This is a genomic window from Streptomyces resistomycificus (genome assembly GCF_001514265.1).
GTDB lineage: Bacteria > Actinomycetota > Actinomycetes > Streptomycetales > Streptomycetaceae > Streptomyces > Streptomyces resistomycificus.
The window spans coordinates 648871-669208 of sequence record NZ_KQ948988.1; the positions used below are offsets into that span (position 1 = coordinate 648871).

The window sequence follows — 20338 nt, forward strand, 5'->3', positions numbered from 1 at the left end:
GACCTGACCCACCCATTGACAGATACGCACTCAAGTTTTGTGCTGGAGTGCGGGAGGCTCCCTGGCGGAAGGGGACAGCGATGGGACGTGCGGTCGGAATCGATCTGGGGACGACGAACTCGGTGGTGGCCGTCCTGGAGGGCGGCGAGTCCACGGTCGTCGCGAACGCGGAGGGGGCCAGGACCACCCCGTCCGTCGTGGCCTTCGCCAAGAACGGCGAGGTGCTCGTCGGCGAGGTCGCCAAACGGCAGGCGGTGACCAACGTCGAGCGCACCGCCCGCTCGGTGAAGCGCCACATGGGCGACACGAGCTGGCGCTTCCCGGCCGAGGGCGCCGTGGACGGCACCCGCTACCGGGCGCAGGAACTGTCCTCGCGCGTGCTGCAGAAACTGAAGCGGGACGCCGAGTCCTACCTCGGTGAGGACGTCACCGACGCGGTGATCACCGTTCCCGCGTACTTCGACGACGCGCAGCGGCAGGCCACCAAGGAGGCCGGGGAGATCGCGGGCCTGAAGGTCCTGAGGATCATCAACGAGCCCACCGCCGCCGCCCTCGCCTACGGCCTCGACCGGGGCGAGGAGCAGACCGTCCTCGTCTTCGACCTCGGCGGCGGCACCTTCGACGTCTCCCTCCTGGAGATCGGCGACGGCGTCATCGAGGTCAAGGCCACCAACGGCGACACCCACCTCGGCGGCGACGACTGGGACCAGCGGGTGGTCGAGTACCTCGTCAAGCGCTTCAAGGGGCAGTACGGCGTCGACCTCGGCAACGACAAGATGGCGGTGCAGCGCCTGCGTGAGGGAGCCGAGAAGGCCAAGATCGAACTGTCCAGCTCCTCCGAGACGACGATCAACCTCCCCTACGTCACGGCGTCCGCCGAAGGCCCCCTGCACCTCGACGAGAAGCTGACCCGCGCCCAGTTCCAGGAGCTCACCGCCGACCTCCTCGACCGCTGCAAGACCCCCTTCCACCAGGCGGTCAAGGACGCCGGCATCAAGCTGGCCGCGATCGACCACGTCATCCTCGTCGGCGGCTCCACGCGCATGCCCGCGGTGACCGACCTGGTCAAGGAGCTCACCGGGAAGGACCCGCACAAGGGCGTCAACCCCGACGAGGTCGTGGCCCTGGGCGCGGCCCTTCAGGCGGGCGTCCTGCGCGGTGACGTCAAGGACGTCCTCCTGCTCGACGTCACCCCGCTGTCCCTGGGCATCGAGACCAAGGGCGGCATCATGACCAAGCTCATCGAACGCAACACCACGATCCCCACCCGCCGTTCGGAGATCTTCACCACCGCCACCGACAACCAGCCCTCGGTCGGCATCCAGGTCTACCAGGGCGAACGTGAGATCGCCGCCTACAACAAGAAGCTCGGTGTCTTCGACCTCACCGGCCTGCCGCCCGCGCCGCGCGGGGTCCCGCAGATCGAGGTCGCCTTCGACATCGACGCGAACGGCATCATGCACGTCTTCGCGAAGGACCTGGCCACGGGCCGCGAACAGAAGATGACGGTGACCGGCGGCTCGGCCCTCCCCAAGGACGACATCGACCGCATGATGCGCGACGCCGAGCAGTACGCCGAGGAGGACCGCGAGCGTCGCGAGGCCGCCGAGACCCGCAACCAGGCCGAGCAACTCGTCTACCAGACCGAGAAGTTCCTCCGCGAGAACGGCGACAAGATCCCGGCCGACACCACATCGGAGGTCGAGTCCGCGGTCACCGGACTGAAGCAGCTCCTGGAACGCGAGGCCCCAACCGACGAACTGCGCGCCGGCGTCGAGAAACTCGCCTCCGTCAGCCAGAAGATGGGCCAGGCCATGTACGCCGCCGCCGGCGGTTCGACCGGCGAACAGGGAACGGCCCGCGAACAGAGCACACCCGAGGAAGAAGGCGTGGTCGACGCCGAGATCGTCGACGAGGACCGGGACACCAAGGGCGGTGGGGCGTAGGCGCGGGCCGCGTCCCGGCGGACGCGCTCAGGCCGGTGCGGTCGGCAGGGTGGCGCAGACGGCGTCCAGGACGGCCGCGTACGGCGTCCCGCACGCGGTGAGCCGGGAGCGGAGCTCCTCCAGGCCGTCGCGGTGCTCGGTGAGCGGGCCGAGGTCGCCGGTGCGGGCCGAGAACTCCAGCACCGCGGGCAGGAAGTCGGGCAGCTCCGCGTCGGTGACCTCCAGGCCGTGCGCACGGTAGACGTCCTTCAGGCGCGCCAGGGACCTGCCGCGCCACCGGGCGTCCTCGTCCTGCCACCGGCTCAGGTACAGGCTGTGCCCGTTCTCGAAGTCGAAGACCCGGACGTAGTGCGCGGCCAGTTCCCGCGGGGGAGTCACCGCCGCGTGGTCGGTGAACTCCCGCAGCTGCGGGGCCGCTTCCCGCAGGAGCGGCAGACGGGCGCGGAGGGCGTCGTCGGGATACGTCAGGCAGAGCGCCGCCGCCTGGTACAGCACCGCGTCCGAGGGCATCAGGCCTCCTCCGGTTCGTCGGCTGTCCGCCACCGGAGCGGTCCGTGGAGGTTCTCCACCGACACCGGCGGCAGCTGTCCGCGCCCCGAGTCCCGGCCGGACGGCCCGTCGCCGCCCGTCCCCGGCCCGTCCCCGTGGTCGAGGCCGCCCAGCGGGGCAGAACCGACTCCTGTGGACCGCGCGCGTCCCCCGACGTGCCCGTGGCTGTTTCGAACCTAGGGCCCGGCGGGGGAGCGCACCTGCTGACGGCACCCGTCCGGGTCAGGGCTTGCGGGCGACCCCCGCGTACACGGGCACGATGCCCTCCGCCTGGGCCGCCACGTCCTCCGGTTCCGGGCGCCAGCCGGAGGCCGGCATCACACCGGGCCCGAGCAGCTCCAGCCCGTCGAAGAAGCGCCGGAAGTCGGCCAGCGGGCGAGGGTGGAAGGGCACGCCGCTGCGATGGAAGTGCTCGGTCGCCTTCGCCACGTCCTGCGGGCTGAGGTCCGGGGTGACCTGGGACAGGATCAGGTGGCTGCCCGGGGCGAGCGCGTCGACGTACCGCTTCAGCAGGCCGTGCACGTCGTCGCCGTCGGGATCGTCGTCCAGGTAGTGGGTCAGGGCCACCAGCGACAGGGCGACCGGCCGCGTGAGGTCCAGGCACTCGGCCGCCCGGCCCAGCAGGGTGTCGACGTCGCGGACGTCGGCGTGCACGTAGTCGGTGCTGCCCTCGGCCGAGCCGTGCAGCAGTGCCTGGGCGTGCCGCAGCACGATCGGGTCGTTGTCCGCGTAGACGACCTTCGCGTCCGGGGCGACGCCCTGCGCGACCTGGTGGAGGTTGGGCTCGGTGGGTATGCCGGTGCCGACGTCCAGGAACTGTCGTGTCCCGGCCTCGGCGACGGTACGCACCGCCCGGTGCATGAAGCGCCGGTTGGCGCGCGCCCCGCGTAACACGGTGGCGTCCACCGCGAGGATCCTGCGGGCCAGCGCCTCGTCCACCGGGTAGTTGTCCTTGCCGCCCAGCCACCAGTCGTACACCCGGGCCGGATGCGGCCTGCTGGTGTCGACGGCGGGGGGTGCGGCCTCGGATCCGGTCATGCGGTGTCTTCTCCTCGGTTCGGGTCCAGAGTGCGGAAGTGCCGTACGTCCGTGCCGTGGTGCCGTCTCTCCGTGCCGGAGTGCCCTGCGCTGGTGTGGTGTGCCCCGCGCTGGTGTGTCGTGCCCCGCCTCGCTCAGAAGTCCGCCCGGCGTTCGCGCAGGAGCTCCTTCGTGCGCTCCGCGGACGCGGCCCGTGCCGACATGTGGTCCAGGACCTCCAGGTGCGTCGCGACCTCCTTGCGGGAGTCGAGATAGAGGGCGCCGGTGAGGTACTCGGTGAAGACCAGGTCGGGCAGTTCGGGCTCGGCGAAGCGGAACAGCGAGAACGGCGCGTACGTCCCCGGGTGCGGGCCCTGCGCGAACTCGGCGACCTGCAGCGTGACGCGGTCTTGCTCGGCGAACTCCAGGAGCCGGTCCAACTGGTCGCGCATGACCTCGCCGCACATGCTGACGGGCCGGCGCAGCACCGTCTCGTCCATGATCACCCACAGGTGGGGCGCTTCCGCGCGCTCCAGCAGCCGCTGCCGTTCCATGCGCAGGGACACGTGCCGCTCGATCGCGCCCGGCCCTGTCTGTCCGATCGTCCCGGCCTCCATGACGGCCCGCGCGTACGCCTCGGTCTGCAACAGGCCCGGCACGAAGTGCGGTTCGTAGGAGCGGATGATCCGGGCGGCGCCCTCCAGGCTCACATACAGGCTGAACCACTCCGGCAGCACGTCGTGGAACCGCTGCCACCAGCCCGGCCGGTTCGCCTCCTCGGCCAGGTCGACGAAGGCGGACGTCTCCTCCTCGCCGACACCGTAGGTCTCCAACAGCACCTGGACATACGGTATCTTCAGCGCGACCTCGGCCATTTCCATCCGCCGCACGGTCGCCGGGGCCACCCGCAGCACCTGCGCGGCCTCCTCGCGCTTGAGGCCGGCCGCTTCCCGCAGTTCCTGCAGGCGTCTGCCGAGGACCACCTGACCGACGGTGGGCGCAGGACGCCGCTCACTCACGCCACGCCTCCCCTACGCGTCGAAGCTTGCGTGCAGTGTGCCATGTTCCGCTGTCGGTCTCACCAGCCCCAGGCGGCCCGAAATCGGCGCCTCCACCGCTCACGGGGCCACGGAACGGGCATTACCTCGCGGGTAATCGACCGGGGCGCGGCCCGGCGGGATCGTGGTGTCGTCGGGTTCCGGGCCGGCGCACTCCGGCCCGGGACCCGGCATCCCACAGCCCCGACCTCGACGGAGGGTGATTCGTCATGTCCGCGACCCAGCTCGCCTCGCTCGCCCGCACCTCCGACCCGCACGCCGTGCTGCGCCGCTTCCTCGCCCTGGACGCGGTGGTGACCGGGGTGAACGGCCTCGCCTACCTCGCCGCGTCCGGTCCGCTGGGGCGCTTCCTCGGAGTCGACTCGGGGCTGCTGCTCGGTCTCGGCGTCTTCCTCGCGGTGTACGCGGCCGCCGTCGGTCTCCTCGCCGCCCGCGCCCGCCCGGCCGTTCTGCCGGTCCGGGCCGTGATCGAGGCCAACCTCGCCTGGGCGGCGGTGAGTTGCGTGGCCCTGGGGCTGTGGCTCGAGCCGACCACGGCCGGCGCGGTGTGGACCGTCCTCCAGGCGCTCACCGTCGCGGGGTTCGCCCTGCTCCAGTACGCGTCCCTGAGGAGTCGTCAGGACATCAGTGAGTGAAGGTACTTGACCGTCGCCGGGTCGGCCGGGAGCAGCGTCTCGATGGCCAGCTCGGCGACGGTCACGTCCATGGGGGTGTTGAAGGTGGAGATGGACGAGATGAACGACAGGGTCCGGCCCTCGTGCTCGATCCGCATCGGCAGTGCGAAGTAGGGGACGGGCTCGGCCGGTTCCCGGCCGGCCGGCGACTCCTCGGGCACCGGGTAGGCCGCGACCTCCTCGTACAGCGCCCGCAGCGGCTTCGAGCGGCGCAGGGCGATCTGCCGTTCCATCTGGGCCAGCAGATGCCCGCGCCACTCACGGAGGTTGCGGATGCGCGGGGCCAGCCCGTCCGGGTGCAGGGTCAGCCGCATCGCGTTGAGCGGCGGCGCGAGCAGCGACTCGGGGACACCGTCGAGCAGCAGCAGGACGCCCCGGTTGGCCGCGACCACGTCGTACATCGCGTCGACCACGAGGGCCGGGTAGGGCTCGTAACCCTGGATCAGCCGCTCCATGCCCTCGCGCAGGGCGCCCAGCGCCGGGTCGTCGAGCGGGGTCTCGGGATAGCGCGGGGCGTAACCGGCCGCCAGCAGCAGCGCGTTGCGCTCCCGGACGGGGACGTCGAGGTGTTCGGCCAGCCGCAGCACCATCTCCTCGCTCGGCCGGGCGCGGCCCGTCTCGACGAAGCTGATGTGCCGGGCCGAGGAGTCGGCCCGCAGCGCCAGCTCCAGTTGGGTGACCCGCCGCTGCTCCCTCCAGGCCCGCAGCAGCGGGCCCACACCCTGGTCGCCGGGGGTGCCCAAGGACGCGGCGGAACCGGACGCGAGAATGGTCATAGGACGACCGTAGTCGAGGAACGGGTGGCCGCGGGCACCGCGGACCAGCCGTACCGAGTGGAGGAGTGGGCGCATGACCTGGCTGCCGGAGCCGACCCTGGAGACCGCCGCGGTGTACCGCGCCCGAGTGCGTGGGTGCCTCCTGGGCGGCGCGGTCGGCGACGCCCTGGGCTACCCGATCGAGTTCGCCTCCCTGGACCGGATCCGCGCCTCGCACGGCGAACGCGGCGTGACCGGTTACGTGCCCGGCGCGCACGGCGTGGTCGGCCGGATCAGCGACGACACCCAGATGACCCTGTTCACCGTGGAGGCACTGAACCAGGCGCACGCCCGGGAACGGGCCAAGGGCATCGGCGGCGCGTGGCCCCAGCTGCTGCTCCAGGCGTACGAGCGGTGGCTGGAGACCCAGACGAAGCCGGGTCCCGAGCAGGCCGCGCCCCCGCAGGACGGCGCCCCCGCGGGCGGACTGATCACCGAGGCCTGGCTGTACTCCCGCCGTGCCCCCGGCAACGCCTGTCTGTCCGGGGTCGCCCAGATGTACGCCCCCGACCCGTGGCTGGAGCTCGACGGCACACCGGGACAGGTCAACCCCGACTCCAAGGGCTGCGGCACCGTGATGCGCTCGGCCCCGTTCGGTCTCGTCAACCCCGCCGACGCGGCCTTCGCGATGGCCGCCCGCGGCGCGCAGATCACCCACGGCCACCCCACCGGCTACTACGCGGCCGGCGCGCTGGCCGCGATCGTCGCGCACCTCGTCCAGGGGGAGTCCCTGGAGGGCTCCGTGCTGCGCGCCCTGCGCGAGCTGGAGCGGTTCCGCGGCCACGAGGAGACCTCCACCGCCCTGCGCGAGGCCCTCGACCTGGCCGCGCAGGGGCCTGGCACGGCGGAGAGGGTCGAGTCCCTGGGCGAGGGCTGGGTCGCCGAGCAGGCGCTCGCCATCGGCGTCTACTGCGCCCTCGCCGAGCCCCGGATCGAGGAGGCACTGCTGCTGTCCGTCAACCACTCGGGCGACAGCGACTCCACCGGCTCCATCTGCGGCAACCTGCTCGGCGCCCGGTACGGCGACGTCGGACTGCCGCACGCCTGGGTGGAGCGGGTCGAGGGCCGGGCGAGGATCGCCGCGCTCGCCGACGACCTCGCCGCGTGGGGGCGCCCCCTCCGGGGGAGTGTCGCCCGGTGACCACCGGGAACCCTTCTGACCAGGGCCGCGGCGACCGTGCTGTGGCAGCCTGAGGTAATGCCCCGGCATCCAGGAAGGAGCGCGGTCATGCCCGAACCGCTGTCGCAGAAGGAGATCGAGGACCGGCTCGCGGAGCTGCCCGGCTGGTCGCTCGACGGCGACCGCCTCGCCCGCTCCTACCGGCTCGGCACGCACTTCGCCGCCACGGCGATGGTCGTCCACATCGCCCAGGTCCAGGAGGAGCTCAATCACCACTCGGACCTCACCCTCGGCTACAACACCGTCTCGCTGACCGTGAACACCCACAGCGTGGGCGGGGCCGTGACCGGGCTGGACTTCGAACTCGCGACGAGGGTGGAGGCGCTCGCCCCCGGCCACGGAGCCCGGTGACAGGTGCTGGACTACGACAAGGAGGCCGACGCCTACGACGCCACCCGCGGCGGCGAGCTCCGAGCCGCCGCGGCCGCCGACGCCGTCCTCAGCCTGGTCCCGCCGGACACCACCCGCCTCCTCGACGTCGCCTGCGGCACCGGGATCGTCACCCGGCGCCTGGCGGCGGCCCGCCCCGCCCTGCGGGTGACGGGCGCGGACCTGACGTACGGCATGGCCCGGATGGCGGCGCTGCGGCTGCCGGGTGCGATCGTCCTCGCGGACGGCCGCCGGCTGCCGTTCCCCGACGGGGCGTTCGACGCCGTCACCGGCGTCTGGCTGCTCCATCTGCTCGACGGGTCCGGCGACGTCCGGGCCGTCGTCGCCGAGTGTGCCCGCGTCCTGCGGCCCGGCGGGGTGTATGTCACCACCGTCGACAAGGCCGCCGCCCACGACGTGGGCAGCGACATCGACGCGGTACTGGCGCCCCGCCCGCGCCGGCCCGCCCAGGACGCCACCGACGCGGTCACCTGCTACGCCGTCGCCCGCGGACTGGAGCCGGCCGGGCAGGCCCGGTTCACCGGCCTCGGGCAGGGCCGCAGCCCGCGCAGCACGGTCGCGGACCTGCGGCGCGGCTGGTTCACGCGGGTACCGCCCGACCACCCGCTCGCCGCCCGGTTCGCCGCCCGTCTGGGAGCGCTCCCCGACCAGGACCGGCCACGCCCCGACCCGGTGTTCACGGTGCTGGCGTTCAGGAAACCCGGCTGAAGTCCATGGACCAGTTGGCCACCCAGGTGTCCCCGCCGTCGGCGGAGAAGGCCTGCTCCCAGCGGGCCGTGGTGGCGGAGATCCCCGACCACACGAACCGCACCCGCACCTCCTTGCCGTCGTGTGTGTCGTCGCCGTGGAACTCGCCGCGCCCGCCCTCGAAGCGGCCGGCCACCGGCGGGTACAGCCTTCCGCTGCGGCTGGAGGACCAGTGCAGCGACCACTCCTCGGTCTCCCGGTCGAAGAGCCGCAGGGTCAGCCCCTTCCACCCCTGACCCGGCACGTCCAGCTCGTCGATGTTCGCGGCCCCGTCGAACAGACTCCGGCAGCGGCTGGTGGAAGCGAACTCCTCCCAACCGGCCGCCGGGTCCAGGAAGTCGGTGCGGCGGCGATGGCGGACCTCCCACTCGCCGTGCAGGAAGTCGAAGTCGTGCGGGCCGCTCATCGGCGGTCCCCGGTCGTCCCGGCGGGCAGTGAGTCGGTCAAGTAGCCCTCCAAGGAGGGGACTTCGGGGGCGAGCAGATGTCGTACCCAGGCGTCCCGTTCGTGCAGGATCGGCGGCAGCTCCCAGACGCAGCCGATCCACGGGAGGTCGGGTGTGACGAAGTGCGTCGGATCGTCGTCCGGGCAGCCGAGAACGGGCTGTCCCGCCGCGGCGCCCCGGAAGTGCAGGACGTTGTCCCACACCCAGCTGTACGCGTTCAGATAGGCGCCGTCGTCACCGCCCCGGTGCAGCACCACGAACGTCGCCGGCGGCGTGCCGTCCGGCTCCGGCAACAGCTCCGGCAGGATCGCGTACGCCGCCTTCTCCACGTCGGGCGCGATGCCCGCCGGGTCCGCGGTGACGTGGTAGCGCTTGATGTGCCGCCCCGCCACCCGGAGAGGCGGCGGCGCGGTCAGCAGTTTCTCCGTGAAGGCCATGAACAGGACGCTAGGACCACTTCACTGCCATCCTGTGTCAGTGAAGGCCGGCCGACTCGTCTCGATCCTGCTCCTGCTCCAGACCCGGGGCCGGATGACCGCCGCCCAGCTCGCCGAGGAGCTGGAGGTGTCGGTGCGCACCGTCTACCGGGACGTGGAGGCGCTCGGCGCGGCCGGCGTCCCGTTGTACGGGGACGCGGGCCACGCCGGCGGTTACCGGCTCCTCGACGGCTACCGCACCCGCCTCACCGGCCTCACCGCGGGAGAGGCGCAGGCCCTGTTCCTCGCCGGTGCCCCCGGACCCGCCGCCGAGCTCGGTCTCGGCTCCGTGCTGGCCGCCGCCCAGCTCAAGGTGCGCGCCGCCCTGCCGCCGGAACTGCGCTCCCACGCCGACCGGATCAGCGGCCGCTTCCACCTCGACGCGCCCGGCTGGTACGCGGACGGGGACGAGGCGCCGTTTCTGCCGGCGGTCGCCGACGCCGTGTGGAACAGCCGCGTCCTGCGGGTCGTCTACCGCCGCTGGCGCGAACCCACCGACGTGGAGCGCCGCCTGGAGCCGTACGGCCTCGTGCTGAAGGCAGGCCGCTGGTACGTCGTCGCGGGCCCCGGCCCGCGCACCTTCCGCGTCGACCAGATCCTCGAACTCGGCACCTGCGACGAGGTGTTCGACCGGCCCGAGGACTTCGACCTGGCCGCCTACTGGGCGGCGTACCAGCGCGACTTCCACGACCGGCTGTACCGGGGCGAGGCGGTGGTGCGGCTGGCGCCGGGTGTGACACTCGCCAGGACGAGAGACATCCACGGTCGCCAGGACGACGACGGCTGGAGAGTCGTCGGCGTCCCCATCGAGTCCGTCGAGCACGCGCACGCCGAGTTCCTGCGCCTCGGCGCGGACGTCGAGGTCCTCAGCCCGCCCGAGTTGCGGGCGAGAATCGCCGCGACGGTCGCGGAACTGGCCGGGAGGTACGGCAACTCCGAGCCGGGCGGCGGCAACTGAAGGGGAACGGAACCCGTCCGTCCCCCCAGGAGGTTCGCTCCCGTGCAGAACCCGCACCCGCACCCGCAGCCGTCCGCCCGCCCCCACCGCAGACGCCGAGTGCTGCTTTCGGCGGCCACCGCCGTCGCGGCCCTCGTCGGTGCCGGACTGACCGCCACCATCGGTACCGACACCGCCGAGGCCGCCACCGCCCGCCAGGTGGAGAAGCTCGACCGCGGGGTCGTCAGCGTGCACACCGACGCCGGCAACCTGGTCAGCTGGCGCTGGCTCGGCACCGACCCGAACGACGTCTCCTTCAACGTCTACCGGGCCGGTACGAAGGTCAACTCCACGCCGGTCACCGGCTCCACGAACTACTTCCACTCCGGCGCCCCGTCCCAGGCCGACTACACGGTCCGCGCGGTCGTCGGCGGTGTCGAGCAGGCCGACTCGGTGCACGCCGTCCAACTCCGCACCGGCTACAAGGACGTGCCCATCACCCCGCCCGCCGGCGGCACCACACCCGACGGCGTCGCCTACACCTACGAGGCCAACGACGCCTCCGTCGCCGACCTCGACGGCGACGGCGCGCTGGACTTCGTGCTGAAGTGGCAGCCGACGAACGCCAAGGACAACTCCCAGTCCGGCTACACCGGCAACACGATCGTCGACGGCGTCAAGCTGGACGGCACCCGGCTGTGGCGCGTCGACCTGGGGCGCAACATCCGCTCCGGAGCGCACTACACACAGTTCCAGGCGTACGACTACGACGGCGACGGCAAGGCCGAGGTCGCCATGAAGACCTCGGACGGCACGGTCGACGGCACCGGTGCGGTGATCGGCAGTTCCTCGGCCGACCACCGCAACTCCAGCGGCTACGTCCTGACCGGCCCCGAGTACCTGACCATGTTCAACGGCCAGACCGGCAAGGCGATGCAGAGCGTCGGCTACGTCCCGGCCCGCGGCACGGTCTCCTCCTGGGGCGACTCCTACGGCAACCGCGTCGACCGTTTCCTGGCCGGCACGGCGTACCTGGACGGCGCCCGCCCCTCCCTGATCATGGCGCGCGGCTACTACACCCGCTCGGTGATCGCCGCCTGGGACTGGCGAGGCGGGACCTTCACCCGACGCTGGACCTTCGACACCAGCTCCTCGACCAACAGCGGCAAGGGCTACGACGGTCAGGGCAACCACAGCCTGTCCATCGCGGACGTCGACGCCGACGGCAAGGACGAGATCGTCTACGGCGCCATGACCGTCGACGACACCGGCGGCGGGCTGTGGACGACCAGGACGGGCCACGGCGACGCCGGCCACGTGGGGGACCTCAACCCCTCCCGGTCGGGCCTGGAGTACTTCAAGGTCTCCGAGAGCACCAGCCAGCCCGGCTCCTGGATGGCCGACGCACGCACCGGCCAGATCCTGTGGCAGACGGCCTCCGGCGCCGACAACGGCCGCGGGGTGGCCGCCGACGTCTACGCCGGCAGCCCGGGCGCCGAGGCATGGTCGGCCTCCGACACCACCCTGCGCTCGGCGACCGGTGCCTCCCTCGGCCGGGAACCCTCCAGCATCAACTTCCTCAGCTGGTGGGACGGCGACCCCGTCCGCGAACTCCTCGACGGCACCCGCATCGACAAGTACGGCACCTCCGGCGACACCCGCCTGCTGACCGCTTCCGGCGTCCACTCCAACAACAGCACCAAGGCGACACCGTCCCTGGCCGGGGACATCCTCGGCGACTGGCGCGAGGAGGTCGTCTGGCCGACCTCGAACAACACGGCCCTGCGGATCTACTCGACGCCCACCGAGACCTCCACGAAGATCACCACCCTGCTGCACGACACGATGTACCGCACGGCCCTGGCCTGGCAGAACACCGCCTACAACCAGCCGCCGCACCCGAGCTTCTTCATCGGCAACCAAATGCCCACGGCCCCGCGGCCCACGGTCTACACGCCGTAGACGACCAAGAGGGCGCGTGCCGCACCGGCACGCGCCCTCGCGCCCCCGACGGGTCAGAGAACCGTGCAGCTCTGGTCGCCCAGCCTGAAAGCCGCCGGTTTCGTGTTCGTCCCCGACCAGCTCCCCGTGAAGCCGAAGCTCACCGACGAGCCCGCCGCCACGTTGCCGTTCCAGCCGACGTTCTTCGCCGTGACCGTCGTGCCCGACTGCGAGGCTTCGGCGTTCCAGGCCTGGGTGACCTTCTGGCCGTCCGGGAAGGCCCAGCTGAGGGACCAGCCGCTCCAGGCACCCGACCCGGTGTTGGACAGCCGCACGTCCGCCTGGAAACCGCCCGACCACTGGTTGGTGACCTCGTACGTCACCGTGCAGGCGCCGGTGGGCGTCGGAGTCGGATCCGTACCGCCGCCGCCTCCCGAGCCGGCGTCGGAGCTTTCGCCGTAGACGACGCCACGGCCGTTGGTGGAGACGTAGACCCGGCCGTAGACCCTGGGGTCGCCGGTGATGGCCGCCCCCGTCCAACCCCACTGGTGGGCGTCGTCGTTGATACGGGTCCAGGTCGCGCCCTTGTCGGTGGACCGGAAGATGCCGCGTACCCCGGCGATCTTCGCGCTGGTGTAGAGGGTCTGGTACGACGCTCCCGGAGCCGCCTTGCCGAAGCCGACGGTGTCGGCCTGCTCGACACCCGAGAGCTTGGTGAAGGTGGCGCCGCCGTCCGTGGAGTGCCACAGGCCGTACGCGCCGTCCGTCGCCCCGCCCGCCAGCCACACGTCGCCCTTCGTGCCGGGCAGTGCCTTGAAGCGGACGCTGTCACCGGCGGGCAGACCGGTGGCCGAGGAGGCGGTGAAGGTCGCGCCGCCGTCCGTACTGACGTAGAACTTCCCGGACTTGAAGCCGTAGAAGGTCTTCGGGTCGACCCGGTCGGACTCGACGATCGCACCCGCCGGGATGCCGGTGGACGCCGACCAGGACGAGCCGAAGCCCGTCGTGTGGTGGACGCCGGTGCCCGCCGGGCTCCAGACGAAGCGGCCGCCGTCCGACGCCGCCGCGACCGTGCCGCCGCCGCTGACGCCCGAAGGGTCCGTGCCGGCGAACCAGTTGGCGCCGTTGTCGGTCGAGAACGCCACGTGCGGCCCGGAGTCCAGGTTGCCGACGCGGACGATGGTGTCGGGCTTGGTCTCCGCGAAGTCCAGGCTCGTCGTCGACGTGAAGTTCGGCGAGGTGAACATCATCGACGGGACCTTGGTCAGGTCCGTGTGCCGGAAGCCGCCGATGTCACCGAGGGCGCTGAGCAGCGGGGCTCCGGCCGGGGGAGAGGCGAGGTCGTTGACCGCCGTCTCCTCCAGGCCCTGCACCATCGGCTTGATGGTGAACTGGCCGCCGCTGTCCCAGTTCCCCAGGTTCTCCGTGCCGTAGACCGTCGCTCCCGTCCCGTACATCATCCGGTTCGAGTCGAACGGGTCGATCTCCAGCGACTCCGTCATCCAGCCGAGCTTGGGACTCTGCTCGGGCGGCGAGGGGTTCGCGCCCCAGCTCAGCCACGGTGAGGACGACACGTCCATCGTGTAGCGGTTGGAACGGTTGGGGTAGGACGTGTAGTCCCACGCCTTCGTCCAGGTGCCGCCGCTGTCCGTGGAACGGAAGATCTGGGTGTCCGGCCACCAGGAACTGTAGGCGGTGGCCATGACGGTGCCGGGCTTCTGCCGGTCCACCGTCAGCCCGCTGAAGCCGTAGTAGGTGTCCGCCTCGGCGACCGGGCTGATGTTCGTCCAGGTGCCCGTCGCTGTCGCGTACCGCCACAGCTGGCCCTTGCCACCGTCGTACGGGCCGCCCTTGTCGCTGTAGGCGAGGTACAGGTAGCCGTTCTTCGCGTCCAGGACGCCCTTGTGTGCGAGGTATCCCGTCGGCTGCCCGGCGAGCCTGCTCCAGGTCGCGCCTGCGTCGGTCGACCGGTACACCGAGTTCTGCAGGTCCGCGACCCCGACGTAGAGCGTCTTCGTCGCGCTCCCGGCCGTGCCCGTGGACTCGTCGAAGGTGACCCAGGCGATGCCCTGGTTGTCGCTGGAGTACCCGCTGGTGTCGGACGGGTCCGCCACGTAGTTGCCGACGTTGGGGAAGTTCGTCACCTGCGACCAGGTCACGCCGGAGTCCGTCGACCGCCACAGGCCCTTGCCGCTCGGGGCGCCCAGGTACAGCACGCTGCCCCGGTTCGGGTCGATCGCCAGGCGTTCGCCCATGCCCCGGCCCGGCATGTTGCCGCCCAGCTTGAACGGCAGGTCGGCCTTGCGCCAGCTGGCGCCGCGGTCGGACGACCTGAGTACGGCCCCGTTGCCCGGGTCCCAGCTGTTGGTGTACGTCCCGACGGCCGCGTACACCTTGTCGGGGTCGACGGAGTCGGAGGCCAGGCTCGCCACGCCGGTGTGCCCCCAGTCGTCCCAGCCGACCGAGTCCAGCAGGGGCGTCCAGGTCTTCGTCGACTGCTGCCAGCGGTAGGCGCCGCCGATGTCGGTGCGGGCGTACGCCAGGTTCTTCTCGGTGCGGTTGAAGACGATGCCGGGGACGAATCCGCCGCCGTCGACGCGGGCGTTCTTCCAGGTGTAGGTGTCGGCGGCGAGCTTCGGCCGTGGGGGATCGGCGGCCAGGGCGGTGGGGGCGCCCGACAGCAGCCCGGCGGCCAGCGCCAGTACGGCCGTGAGAATGCGGGTTCTTCGCACGGTGGGGGACCTTCCTTTCGGGACGGCCGTTCAGGAGGGGGAGCGTGCGAGGGCCGGGCGGCCCCCAGTGCGGGTGGGGGCCGCCCGGCCAGGTGGTCTCGTCGTCCGGTGACGAGACCGCGCACACGGAGCTTTCAAGCCCTCCGCAGGGGGGTGGGGCACCGCGCGGCCAGCCGACGGACGCGCGATCGAATCCCCGCCCCACCCGCGGAGCGCCTGGCGGGGGCTACTCGAGAAGCTCCGCGTACGAGCCCATGGCCAGGGCGATGTCCGCCTGGGCCCAGAACCGGTGGTACGTGAAGGAGGGCGCGGCTCCGCCCGCCAGGTAGGACTCGATCTTCGACCAGGCCGGGTCGTCCTCGTAGAAGGAGCGGATCGAGTCGAACGTCGACGACGCGTTGATCGCGTCGCCGTTCGGCATGGTGCCGCTCCAGCCGCTCGGGACGTACACGCCGTCGTCGAAGCGGTTGTAGTCGGCGCGGGTCTCCGGGACGGCGATGCCGAGGCTGTCCTGGTGGTGGTCCCACATGCCGTCCAGCAGCGCCTTGGCCGTGGTGGCGGCCTCGGTGTCACCGGACCGGTCCGCGTAGTACGTCAGGGTCTTGGCGTACGCGGCGGCCACTCCGACGTCGTTGGTGTAGTCGGCGACGGTGACGTGAAGTCCGCTGTTGGAGCCGGGACTTGAGGCGTTCCAGGTGTCGGGCTGACCCGACCACTGGAGGGTGGAGGGAATCCGGTAGGTGCCGTCCGGGTTGATCGTGGTCTTGGACAGCGCCCAGTCGACCCACTTGTCGAGGACCACCTTGGCGTCCGCGTCACCCGTCTGCTGGTAGTACTCGGCCACCCGCTCCATCGACCACGCCTGGAAGCCGAACCACTGGTTGGACGGCGGGTCGTGGTAGACGGGCTGCTGGTCGTAGTACATGCCGTAGAACGTCGACTTCCCGGCCGGCGGGCTCGCGTACCGCCCCGCCCAGCTGTTGGTCGCACCGCCCGCGATGCCGCCCTCGTTCGACTGGAGCCAGCGGTAGAACTCGATCTGCCGGTCGAGGGACTTGGCCCAGTCCGCCTGGCCCGTGGTCGACTTGGGCTTCAGCGGCGCGTAGTTGCTCAGCGCGTACGCCGCGAGCGGGTTCTGGTAACCGCCGTGCGCGTGGCTGGAGCCGATCCGCCAGGCCCAGCCCGCCGAGGTGTCGGTGGCACCGCCCCAGGCGTAGTACCAGGACAGCAGGTAGTGCGAGGCGTCCTTGCCGGTACCGGCCGGGCAGGAGGCGGGGCCGACGCAGTTGCCGACCTTCTTGAAGTACTTGTCGAACATGGCGTACCGCAGGTAGTCGCCCATCTTCGCGGCCTTGCCGACGGTCGCGGAGACGTCACCGCCCTTGCCCTGCTGCTTGGCCCAGATGTCCGCCCAGTACGCGGCCTGCACGGCCCGCGCGTCGGCGTCCGGGGCGTTGGTGAACTTCCACTGCTTGGCGTAGGAGGCGTCCCCGGTGAACAGGTCCAGGTAGCCGTTCTTGCCGCCGTACTTGAAGGCGTCGCAGGTGGGCTGCGGCACCGTCTCCCACACCGACTCCTGCGCACCGCGCTGGAAGGTGTTGATGTACGACGGTCCGGTGTCCGCCGGTCCTGCCTCGCACTTGCCGGGCGAGTTGCCGAAGCCGTAGACGTTGTCGACGTCCTGCAGCCAGTGCATGCCGTAGACATCGTCCGTGCCGTACGCCGACTTCAGCTCACCGGCGATCGGGTCCGGGCCCACCGAGACCCCGGCGTCGAGCTTCGCCGGGTACTCGTTCGGGGTGTCGAGCTCGGGCGCGTAGGTCGCCGGCTTGGAGGCGTTGTAGAAGGAGTTGGTCGGCTGGTCGGCGTGGGTGGGGATCATGAACTTCTCCATGATGTCCCAGGCGCCGTTGAACTTGGTCCAGTCGCCGGTGACCTTGCCGTACATGGCCTGCAGCCACAGGAGGTAGCTGTAGGCCTCCGACGTGGTCTCGTGGCCGTGGTCCGGGGCCTCGACGATCAGTGTCTCGACCGAGTGGTAGGGGATGCCCTCGGGGGAGAAGTAGCCGTTGGCCGGGTTGGTGATCTTCCCGTAGAGCTCCAGGAAGCGGGCGTCGTAGTCCTTGGACGCCGCGATCTGGGTGACGGTCACCGCCGCCTTGCCGTGTCCGGTGGCCGTCGACTCGAAGGTCGCCGCCCCGGTGCCGGAGGAGTCGGCCGTGACGGTCACCTTCTGCGCGGTGTTCCAGTTCGACGGGGTGAAGGTGAGCGAGGCCCCGCCGGTCACGGACAGGCCCGCGTTGCCGCCGGTCCGGGCGGTCGTCACGGTCACGTTGGCCGAGGGCTGGGTCGACAGCTTCACGTCGTAGGTCGCCGTCTTGCCCTGCTGGACGGCCAGCTGGTTGGTCGAGGCCACCACCGCGGGACCCGCGGCGACCGTGATGCCGACCGGGGTGGACTCCGCCGACGCGCCCAGGCTGTCGTACGCCTTGGCCAGCAGGGAATGACTGCCCACGGTCAAGCCAGAGGCCGAGTGCGTGAAGGGCGCGCTCGTGTCCGTGCCCAGCAGCGTGGTGTCGTCGTAGAACTCCACCTTGCTGATCGTCGCGCCGTCCGCGGCCGCCGCGGTCGCGGCGAGCGGCACCGCGTCACCCCGCGAGTAGACCGCGCCGGCGGCCGGGCTGGTCAGCACGGTGATCGGCGGCTGGTGGGCACCGACACAACTGGTGCCGTTGACCGCGAAGTTGGTCGGCGCCGCGTTGCTGCCGCTGTAGGTGAACTGCGCGCCGGTGGAGGCGGCGGCGCCGGGGGCGATGTTCGCGTTGTACGAGGCGTTCTTGACCGTGATCGCCTGGCCGGACTGGGACCAGGTGCCGTTCCAGCCGCTGCCGCTGAGCTTCTGGTTGCCCGCGTAGCTGTACGTCAGACTCCAGCCGGCGATGGGGTCCGTGCCCCGGTTGGTGATCGTCACGTCAGCGGTGAAGCCGGAGCCCCAGTCGTTCGTCTTGTAGTCGACGCTGCACTGAAGTGCCGCCGCCTGCGCGGGAGTCGAACCCGAACTCAGCATCGTGAAGGGAAGTGCCAGGGCCGCCACCACGGCGGTCCACGCGCGCCGGGCGATCCGGCGTCTTGCTCTGGGGGGCATGTTCTGGTTCCTCCTGCGGCTAGGAGTTGTCAAGGCTTGAACCAGTGGGAGCGCTCCCATAGTGAGGATCAGGGTGGAAGGGGTCAAGGTGCTTGAAGAGTCGAAAAGATTCGACGAACGGTGTTGAGGAAAAGTCAAGTGACTCCTCTGTTCTTTGCCGTCACTTGGCGCTAGCTTCATGGACACCAGTGGGAGCGATTCCATCAGTCGACGCGTCTGCCACGACGCGCTGATCTGCAAGGAGTCGCTCATGCGACACCCCCCGCGTTCAGTACTTTTAGCCGTCGAGCCCGTTGGACCCGGGTGACGGCACGGCACCCGTCCCGCGTACGCCGGAGCCCGCTCCGCCGATGGCGTCCAGGCCGGTGCCGACAAAACGGCCGCACCTTCGCCTGCTGCTCCCACGAGAGCCGCCGGAACCCCACGCTCACCCCGGTCGCCGCCCAAGTGCCCCTCGCGGCACAGGAGCTCGTCGAGAACACCTGCGTTCGGCCCGTCCCTGAATCATGCGCGCCCTGAACGGTCAACACCCCGCAACCGAGAAGGAACCCGCACTCATGAGTCGTACCAGAACCGCGATGCTCGCTGCCCTGGCGCTGGTCGCCGGGGCGTCCGGGACGGCGTTCGCCGTCGTTCCCGGGGACGCCGGTATCGCCGCCGTCCCGTGCACCGTCGACTACAAGATCCAGAACCAGTGGGGCACCGGCTTCACCGCCGCGGTCACCGTCACCAACAACGGAGCCGCCAAGTCGAGTTGGGCCGTGAAGTGGTCCTACGCCGGTAACCAGAAGGTCACCAGCGGCTGGAACGCCAAGATCAGCCAGAGCGGCACGGCCGTCACCGCAGCCAACGAGTCCTACAACGGGACGCTGGCCACCGGCGGTTCGGCCAGCTTCGGCTTCCAGGGCACCTACAGCGGCTCCAACGCCCTCCCGGCCACCTTCACCCTCGACGGCGTGACCTGCAACGTCGACGACGGCGGCGGCGGACCCACCGACCCGCCGGACCCCGGCACCCCGGGCACCCGCGTCGACAACCCCTACAACGGGGCCAAGGTGTACGTGAACCCGGAGTGGTCCGCGAAGGCCGCCGCCGAGCCGGGCGGCAGCCGTATCTCCAACCAGCCCACCGGGGTGTGGCTGGACCGGATCGCCGCGATCAACGGCGTCAACGGCGGCATGGGCCTGCGCGACCACCTCGACGCGGCGCTCACCCAGAAGGGCTCCGGCGAACTCGTCGTCCAGCTGGTCATCTACAACCTGCCCGGTCGCGACTGCGCGGCTCTCTCCTCCAACGGTGAGCTCGGCCCGACGGAGATCGACAAGTACAAGACGCAGTACATCGACCCGATCAAGGCGATCCTCGCCGACGCGAAGTACGCCTCGCTGCGGATCGTGACCACCATCGAGATCGACTCGCTGCCCAACCTCGTCACCAACACCGGCAGCCGCCCCACGGCCACCCCGCAGTGTGACGTGATGAAGGCCAACGGCAACTACCAGAAGGGCGTCGGCTACGCCCTGAACAAGCTGGGTGACGTGGGCAACGTCTACAACTACATCGACGCCGGTCACCACGGCTGGATCGGCTGGGACGACAACTTCGCGCCCACTGCCACCCTGATGAAGGAGGCGGCCACCACGGAGGGCGCCACCGTCAACGACGTCCACGGCTTCATCACCAACACGGCCAACTACAGCGCCCTGAAGGAGAACAACTTCACCATCAACGACTCCGTGGCCGGCAAGTCCGTCCGCGAGTCCAAGTGGGTCGACTGGAACCGCTACGTCGACGAGCTGTCCTTCGCCCAGGCCTTCCGCAACCAGCTGGTGACGACCGGCTTCAACTCCGGCGTCGGCATGCTGATCGACACCTCCCGCAACGGCTGGGGCGGTTCGGCCCGGCCCACCGGCCCCGGTGCCATGACCAGCGTCGACACTTACGTCGACGGCGGCCGCTACGACCGCCGCTTCAACACCGGGAACTGGTGCAACCAGTCCGGTGCGGGTCTCGGTGAACGCCCGAAGGCCAGCCCGGCCGCCGGGATCGACGCGTACGTCTGGATGAAGCCGCCGGGCGAGTCCGACGGCTCCAGCAGCGCCATCCCGAACGACGAGGGCAAGGGCTTCGACCGGATGTGCGACCCGACGTACACGGGCAACCCGCGCAACAACAACAACATGTCCGGCGCCCTGCCGAACGCCCCGGTCGCCGGGCACTGGTTCTCGGCACAGTTCCAGGAGCTCATGAAGAACGCCTACCCGGCGCTGTGACCCCCTGAGGGTC

General features: G+C 70.9%; 16 protein-coding genes. 8 read left to right on the forward strand and 8 right to left on the reverse strand.

From position 1 onward, the window contains the following. Window positions 1-80: 80 nt before the first annotated feature. Window positions 81-1946: a molecular chaperone DnaK gene (gene dnaK / locus AQJ84_RS02765; RefSeq protein ID WP_030042903.1), complete on the forward strand. Its 1866-nt coding sequence runs from the start codon at window positions 81-83 to the stop codon at window positions 1944-1946. 27 nt (window positions 1947-1973) lie between these two features. Here dnaK and narJ read toward each other — a convergent pair whose 3' ends face one another. The 3 genes from narJ to AQJ84_RS02780 form a co-directional block, all read right to left on the reverse strand. Next, window positions 1974-2456, reverse strand: coding sequence for a nitrate reductase molybdenum cofactor assembly chaperone (gene narJ, locus AQJ84_RS02770; protein WP_030042902.1), 483 nt, complete (start codon window positions 2454-2456; stop codon window positions 1974-1976). 261 nt (window positions 2457-2717) lie between these two features. Next, window positions 2718-3533 (reverse strand): SAM-dependent methyltransferase, encoded by an 816-nt coding sequence (locus AQJ84_RS02775; RefSeq protein ID WP_030042901.1) that lies wholly within the window; start codon window positions 3531-3533, stop codon window positions 2718-2720. Between the two features lie 134 nt (window positions 3534-3667). Beyond that, window positions 3668-4531 carry a helix-turn-helix domain-containing protein gene (locus tag AQJ84_RS02780; protein ID WP_030042900.1) on the reverse strand — a complete coding sequence of 288 codons (864 nt, stop codon included), beginning with the start codon at window positions 4529-4531 and terminating at the stop codon, window positions 3668-3670. 248 nt (window positions 4532-4779) lie between these two features. Between AQJ84_RS02780 and AQJ84_RS02785 the strand changes: the two genes are divergently transcribed. After that, window positions 4780-5205 (forward strand): hypothetical protein, encoded by a 426-nt coding sequence (locus AQJ84_RS02785; protein ID WP_030042899.1) that lies wholly within the window; start codon window positions 4780-4782, stop codon window positions 5203-5205. Here the strand turns inward: AQJ84_RS02785 and AQJ84_RS02790 are convergent. Continuing rightward, window positions 5187-6020, reverse strand: coding sequence for a helix-turn-helix domain-containing protein (locus AQJ84_RS02790; protein ID WP_030042898.1), 834 nt, complete (start codon window positions 6018-6020; stop codon window positions 5187-5189). The genes AQJ84_RS02785 and AQJ84_RS02790 overlap by 19 nt on opposite strands. Window positions 6021-6093: 73 nt before the next feature. On the opposite strand from AQJ84_RS02790, the gene AQJ84_RS02795 reads away from it, so the two are divergent. The 3 genes from AQJ84_RS02795 to AQJ84_RS02805 all read left to right on the forward strand — a co-directional run bounded on the left by AQJ84_RS02795 (window position 6094) and on the right by AQJ84_RS02805 (window position 8337). Then, window positions 6094-7200 carry an ADP-ribosylglycohydrolase family protein gene (locus AQJ84_RS02795; protein WP_051870125.1) on the forward strand — a complete coding sequence of 369 codons (1107 nt, stop codon included), beginning with the start codon at window positions 6094-6096 and terminating at the stop codon, window positions 7198-7200. An 87-nt stretch (window positions 7201-7287) separates the two neighbouring features. After that, window positions 7288-7590, forward strand: coding sequence for a 4a-hydroxytetrahydrobiopterin dehydratase (locus AQJ84_RS02800; RefSeq protein ID WP_030042896.1), 303 nt, complete (start codon window positions 7288-7290; stop codon window positions 7588-7590). 3 nt (window positions 7591-7593) lie between these two features. After that, window positions 7594-8337: a class I SAM-dependent methyltransferase gene (locus tag AQJ84_RS02805; protein WP_030042895.1), complete on the forward strand. Its 744-nt coding sequence runs from the start codon at window positions 7594-7596 to the stop codon at window positions 8335-8337. On the opposite strand, the gene AQJ84_RS02810 is transcribed toward AQJ84_RS02805, so the two are convergent. Together AQJ84_RS02810 and AQJ84_RS02815 are read right to left on the reverse strand one after the other, a co-directional pair. Beyond that, complete coding sequence (locus AQJ84_RS02810; RefSeq protein WP_030042894.1) at window positions 8321-8782, reverse strand: hypothetical protein; 462 nt, start codon at window positions 8780-8782, stop codon at window positions 8321-8323. The two genes, AQJ84_RS02805 and AQJ84_RS02810, sit on opposite strands and share 17 nt — an antisense overlap. Continuing rightward, window positions 8779-9258 carry a hypothetical protein gene (locus AQJ84_RS02815; protein ID WP_030042893.1) on the reverse strand — a complete coding sequence of 160 codons (480 nt, stop codon included), beginning with the start codon at window positions 9256-9258 and terminating at the stop codon, window positions 8779-8781. Before AQJ84_RS02815 ends, AQJ84_RS02810 begins: the two co-directional genes overlap by 4 nt. A gap of 40 nt (window positions 9259-9298) precedes the next feature. Here AQJ84_RS02815 and AQJ84_RS02820 point away from each other — a divergent pair, with 40 nt between their 5' ends. Then, a complete protein-coding gene (locus tag AQJ84_RS02820; protein WP_053190264.1) occupies window positions 9299-10255 on the forward strand; it encodes a helix-turn-helix transcriptional regulator in 957 nt (318 codons plus the stop codon). A gap of 42 nt (window positions 10256-10297) precedes the next feature. Next, the gene (locus AQJ84_RS02825) at window positions 10298-12196 is read left to right on the forward strand and encodes a rhamnogalacturonan lyase (RefSeq protein ID WP_059198793.1); all 1899 of its coding nucleotides are present in this window, start codon (window positions 10298-10300) and stop codon (window positions 12194-12196) included. Window positions 12197-12249: 53 nt separating this feature from the next. Here AQJ84_RS02825 and AQJ84_RS02830 read toward each other — a convergent pair whose 3' ends face one another. Together AQJ84_RS02830 and AQJ84_RS02835 are read right to left on the reverse strand one after the other, a co-directional pair. After that, the gene (locus tag AQJ84_RS02830; protein WP_030039733.1) at window positions 12250-14907 is read right to left on the reverse strand and encodes a cellulose binding domain-containing protein; all 2658 of its coding nucleotides are present in this window, start codon (window positions 14905-14907) and stop codon (window positions 12250-12252) included. Window positions 14908-15133: 226 nt separating this feature from the next. Then, on the reverse strand, window positions 15134-18052 hold the full coding sequence (locus tag AQJ84_RS02835; protein WP_030039731.1) for a glycoside hydrolase family 48 protein: 2919 nt from the start codon (window positions 18050-18052) through the stop codon (window positions 15134-15136). Window positions 18053-18609: 557 nt separating this feature from the next. Between AQJ84_RS02835 and AQJ84_RS02840 the strand changes: the two genes are divergently transcribed. After that, on the forward strand, window positions 18610-20325 hold the full coding sequence (locus tag AQJ84_RS02840; protein ID WP_030039730.1) for a glycoside hydrolase family 6 protein: 1716 nt from the start codon (window positions 18610-18612) through the stop codon (window positions 20323-20325). Window positions 20326-20338: the final 13 nt, after the last annotated feature.

Bases quoted from the DNA above. Each gene is read 5' to 3' on its own strand.
- AQJ84_RS02795 (WP_051870125.1), top strand. From the start codon at position 6,094: ATGACCTGGCTGCCGGAGCCGACCCTGGAGACCGCCGCGGTGTACCGC.
- dnaK (WP_030042903.1), top strand. From the start codon at position 81: ATGGGACGTGCGGTCGGAATCGATCTGGGGACGACGAACTCGGTGGTG.
- AQJ84_RS02800 (WP_030042896.1), top strand. From the start codon at position 7,288: ATGCCCGAACCGCTGTCGCAGAAGGAGATCGAGGACCGGCTCGCGGAG.
- AQJ84_RS02840 (WP_030039730.1), top strand. From the start codon at position 18,610: ATGAGTCGTACCAGAACCGCGATGCTCGCTGCCCTGGCGCTGGTCGCC.
- AQJ84_RS02790 (WP_030042898.1), bottom strand. From the start codon at position 6,020: ATGACCATTCTCGCGTCCGGTTCCGCCGCGTCCTTGGGCACCCCCGGC.
- AQJ84_RS02815 (WP_030042893.1), bottom strand. From the start codon at position 9,258: ATGGCCTTCACGGAGAAACTGCTGACCGCGCCGCCGCCTCTCCGGGTG.
- AQJ84_RS02775 (WP_030042901.1), bottom strand. From the start codon at position 3,533: ATGACCGGATCCGAGGCCGCACCCCCCGCCGTCGACACCAGCAGGCCG.
- AQJ84_RS02810 (WP_030042894.1), bottom strand. From the start codon at position 8,782: ATGAGCGGCCCGCACGACTTCGACTTCCTGCACGGCGAGTGGGAGGTC.
- narJ (WP_030042902.1), bottom strand. From the start codon at position 2,456: ATGCCCTCGGACGCGGTGCTGTACCAGGCGGCGGCGCTCTGCCTGACG.
- AQJ84_RS02835 (WP_030039731.1), bottom strand. From the start codon at position 18,052: ATGCCCCCCAGAGCAAGACGCCGGATCGCCCGGCGCGCGTGGACCGCC.
- AQJ84_RS02785 (WP_030042899.1), top strand. From the start codon at position 4,780: ATGTCCGCGACCCAGCTCGCCTCGCTCGCCCGCACCTCCGACCCGCAC.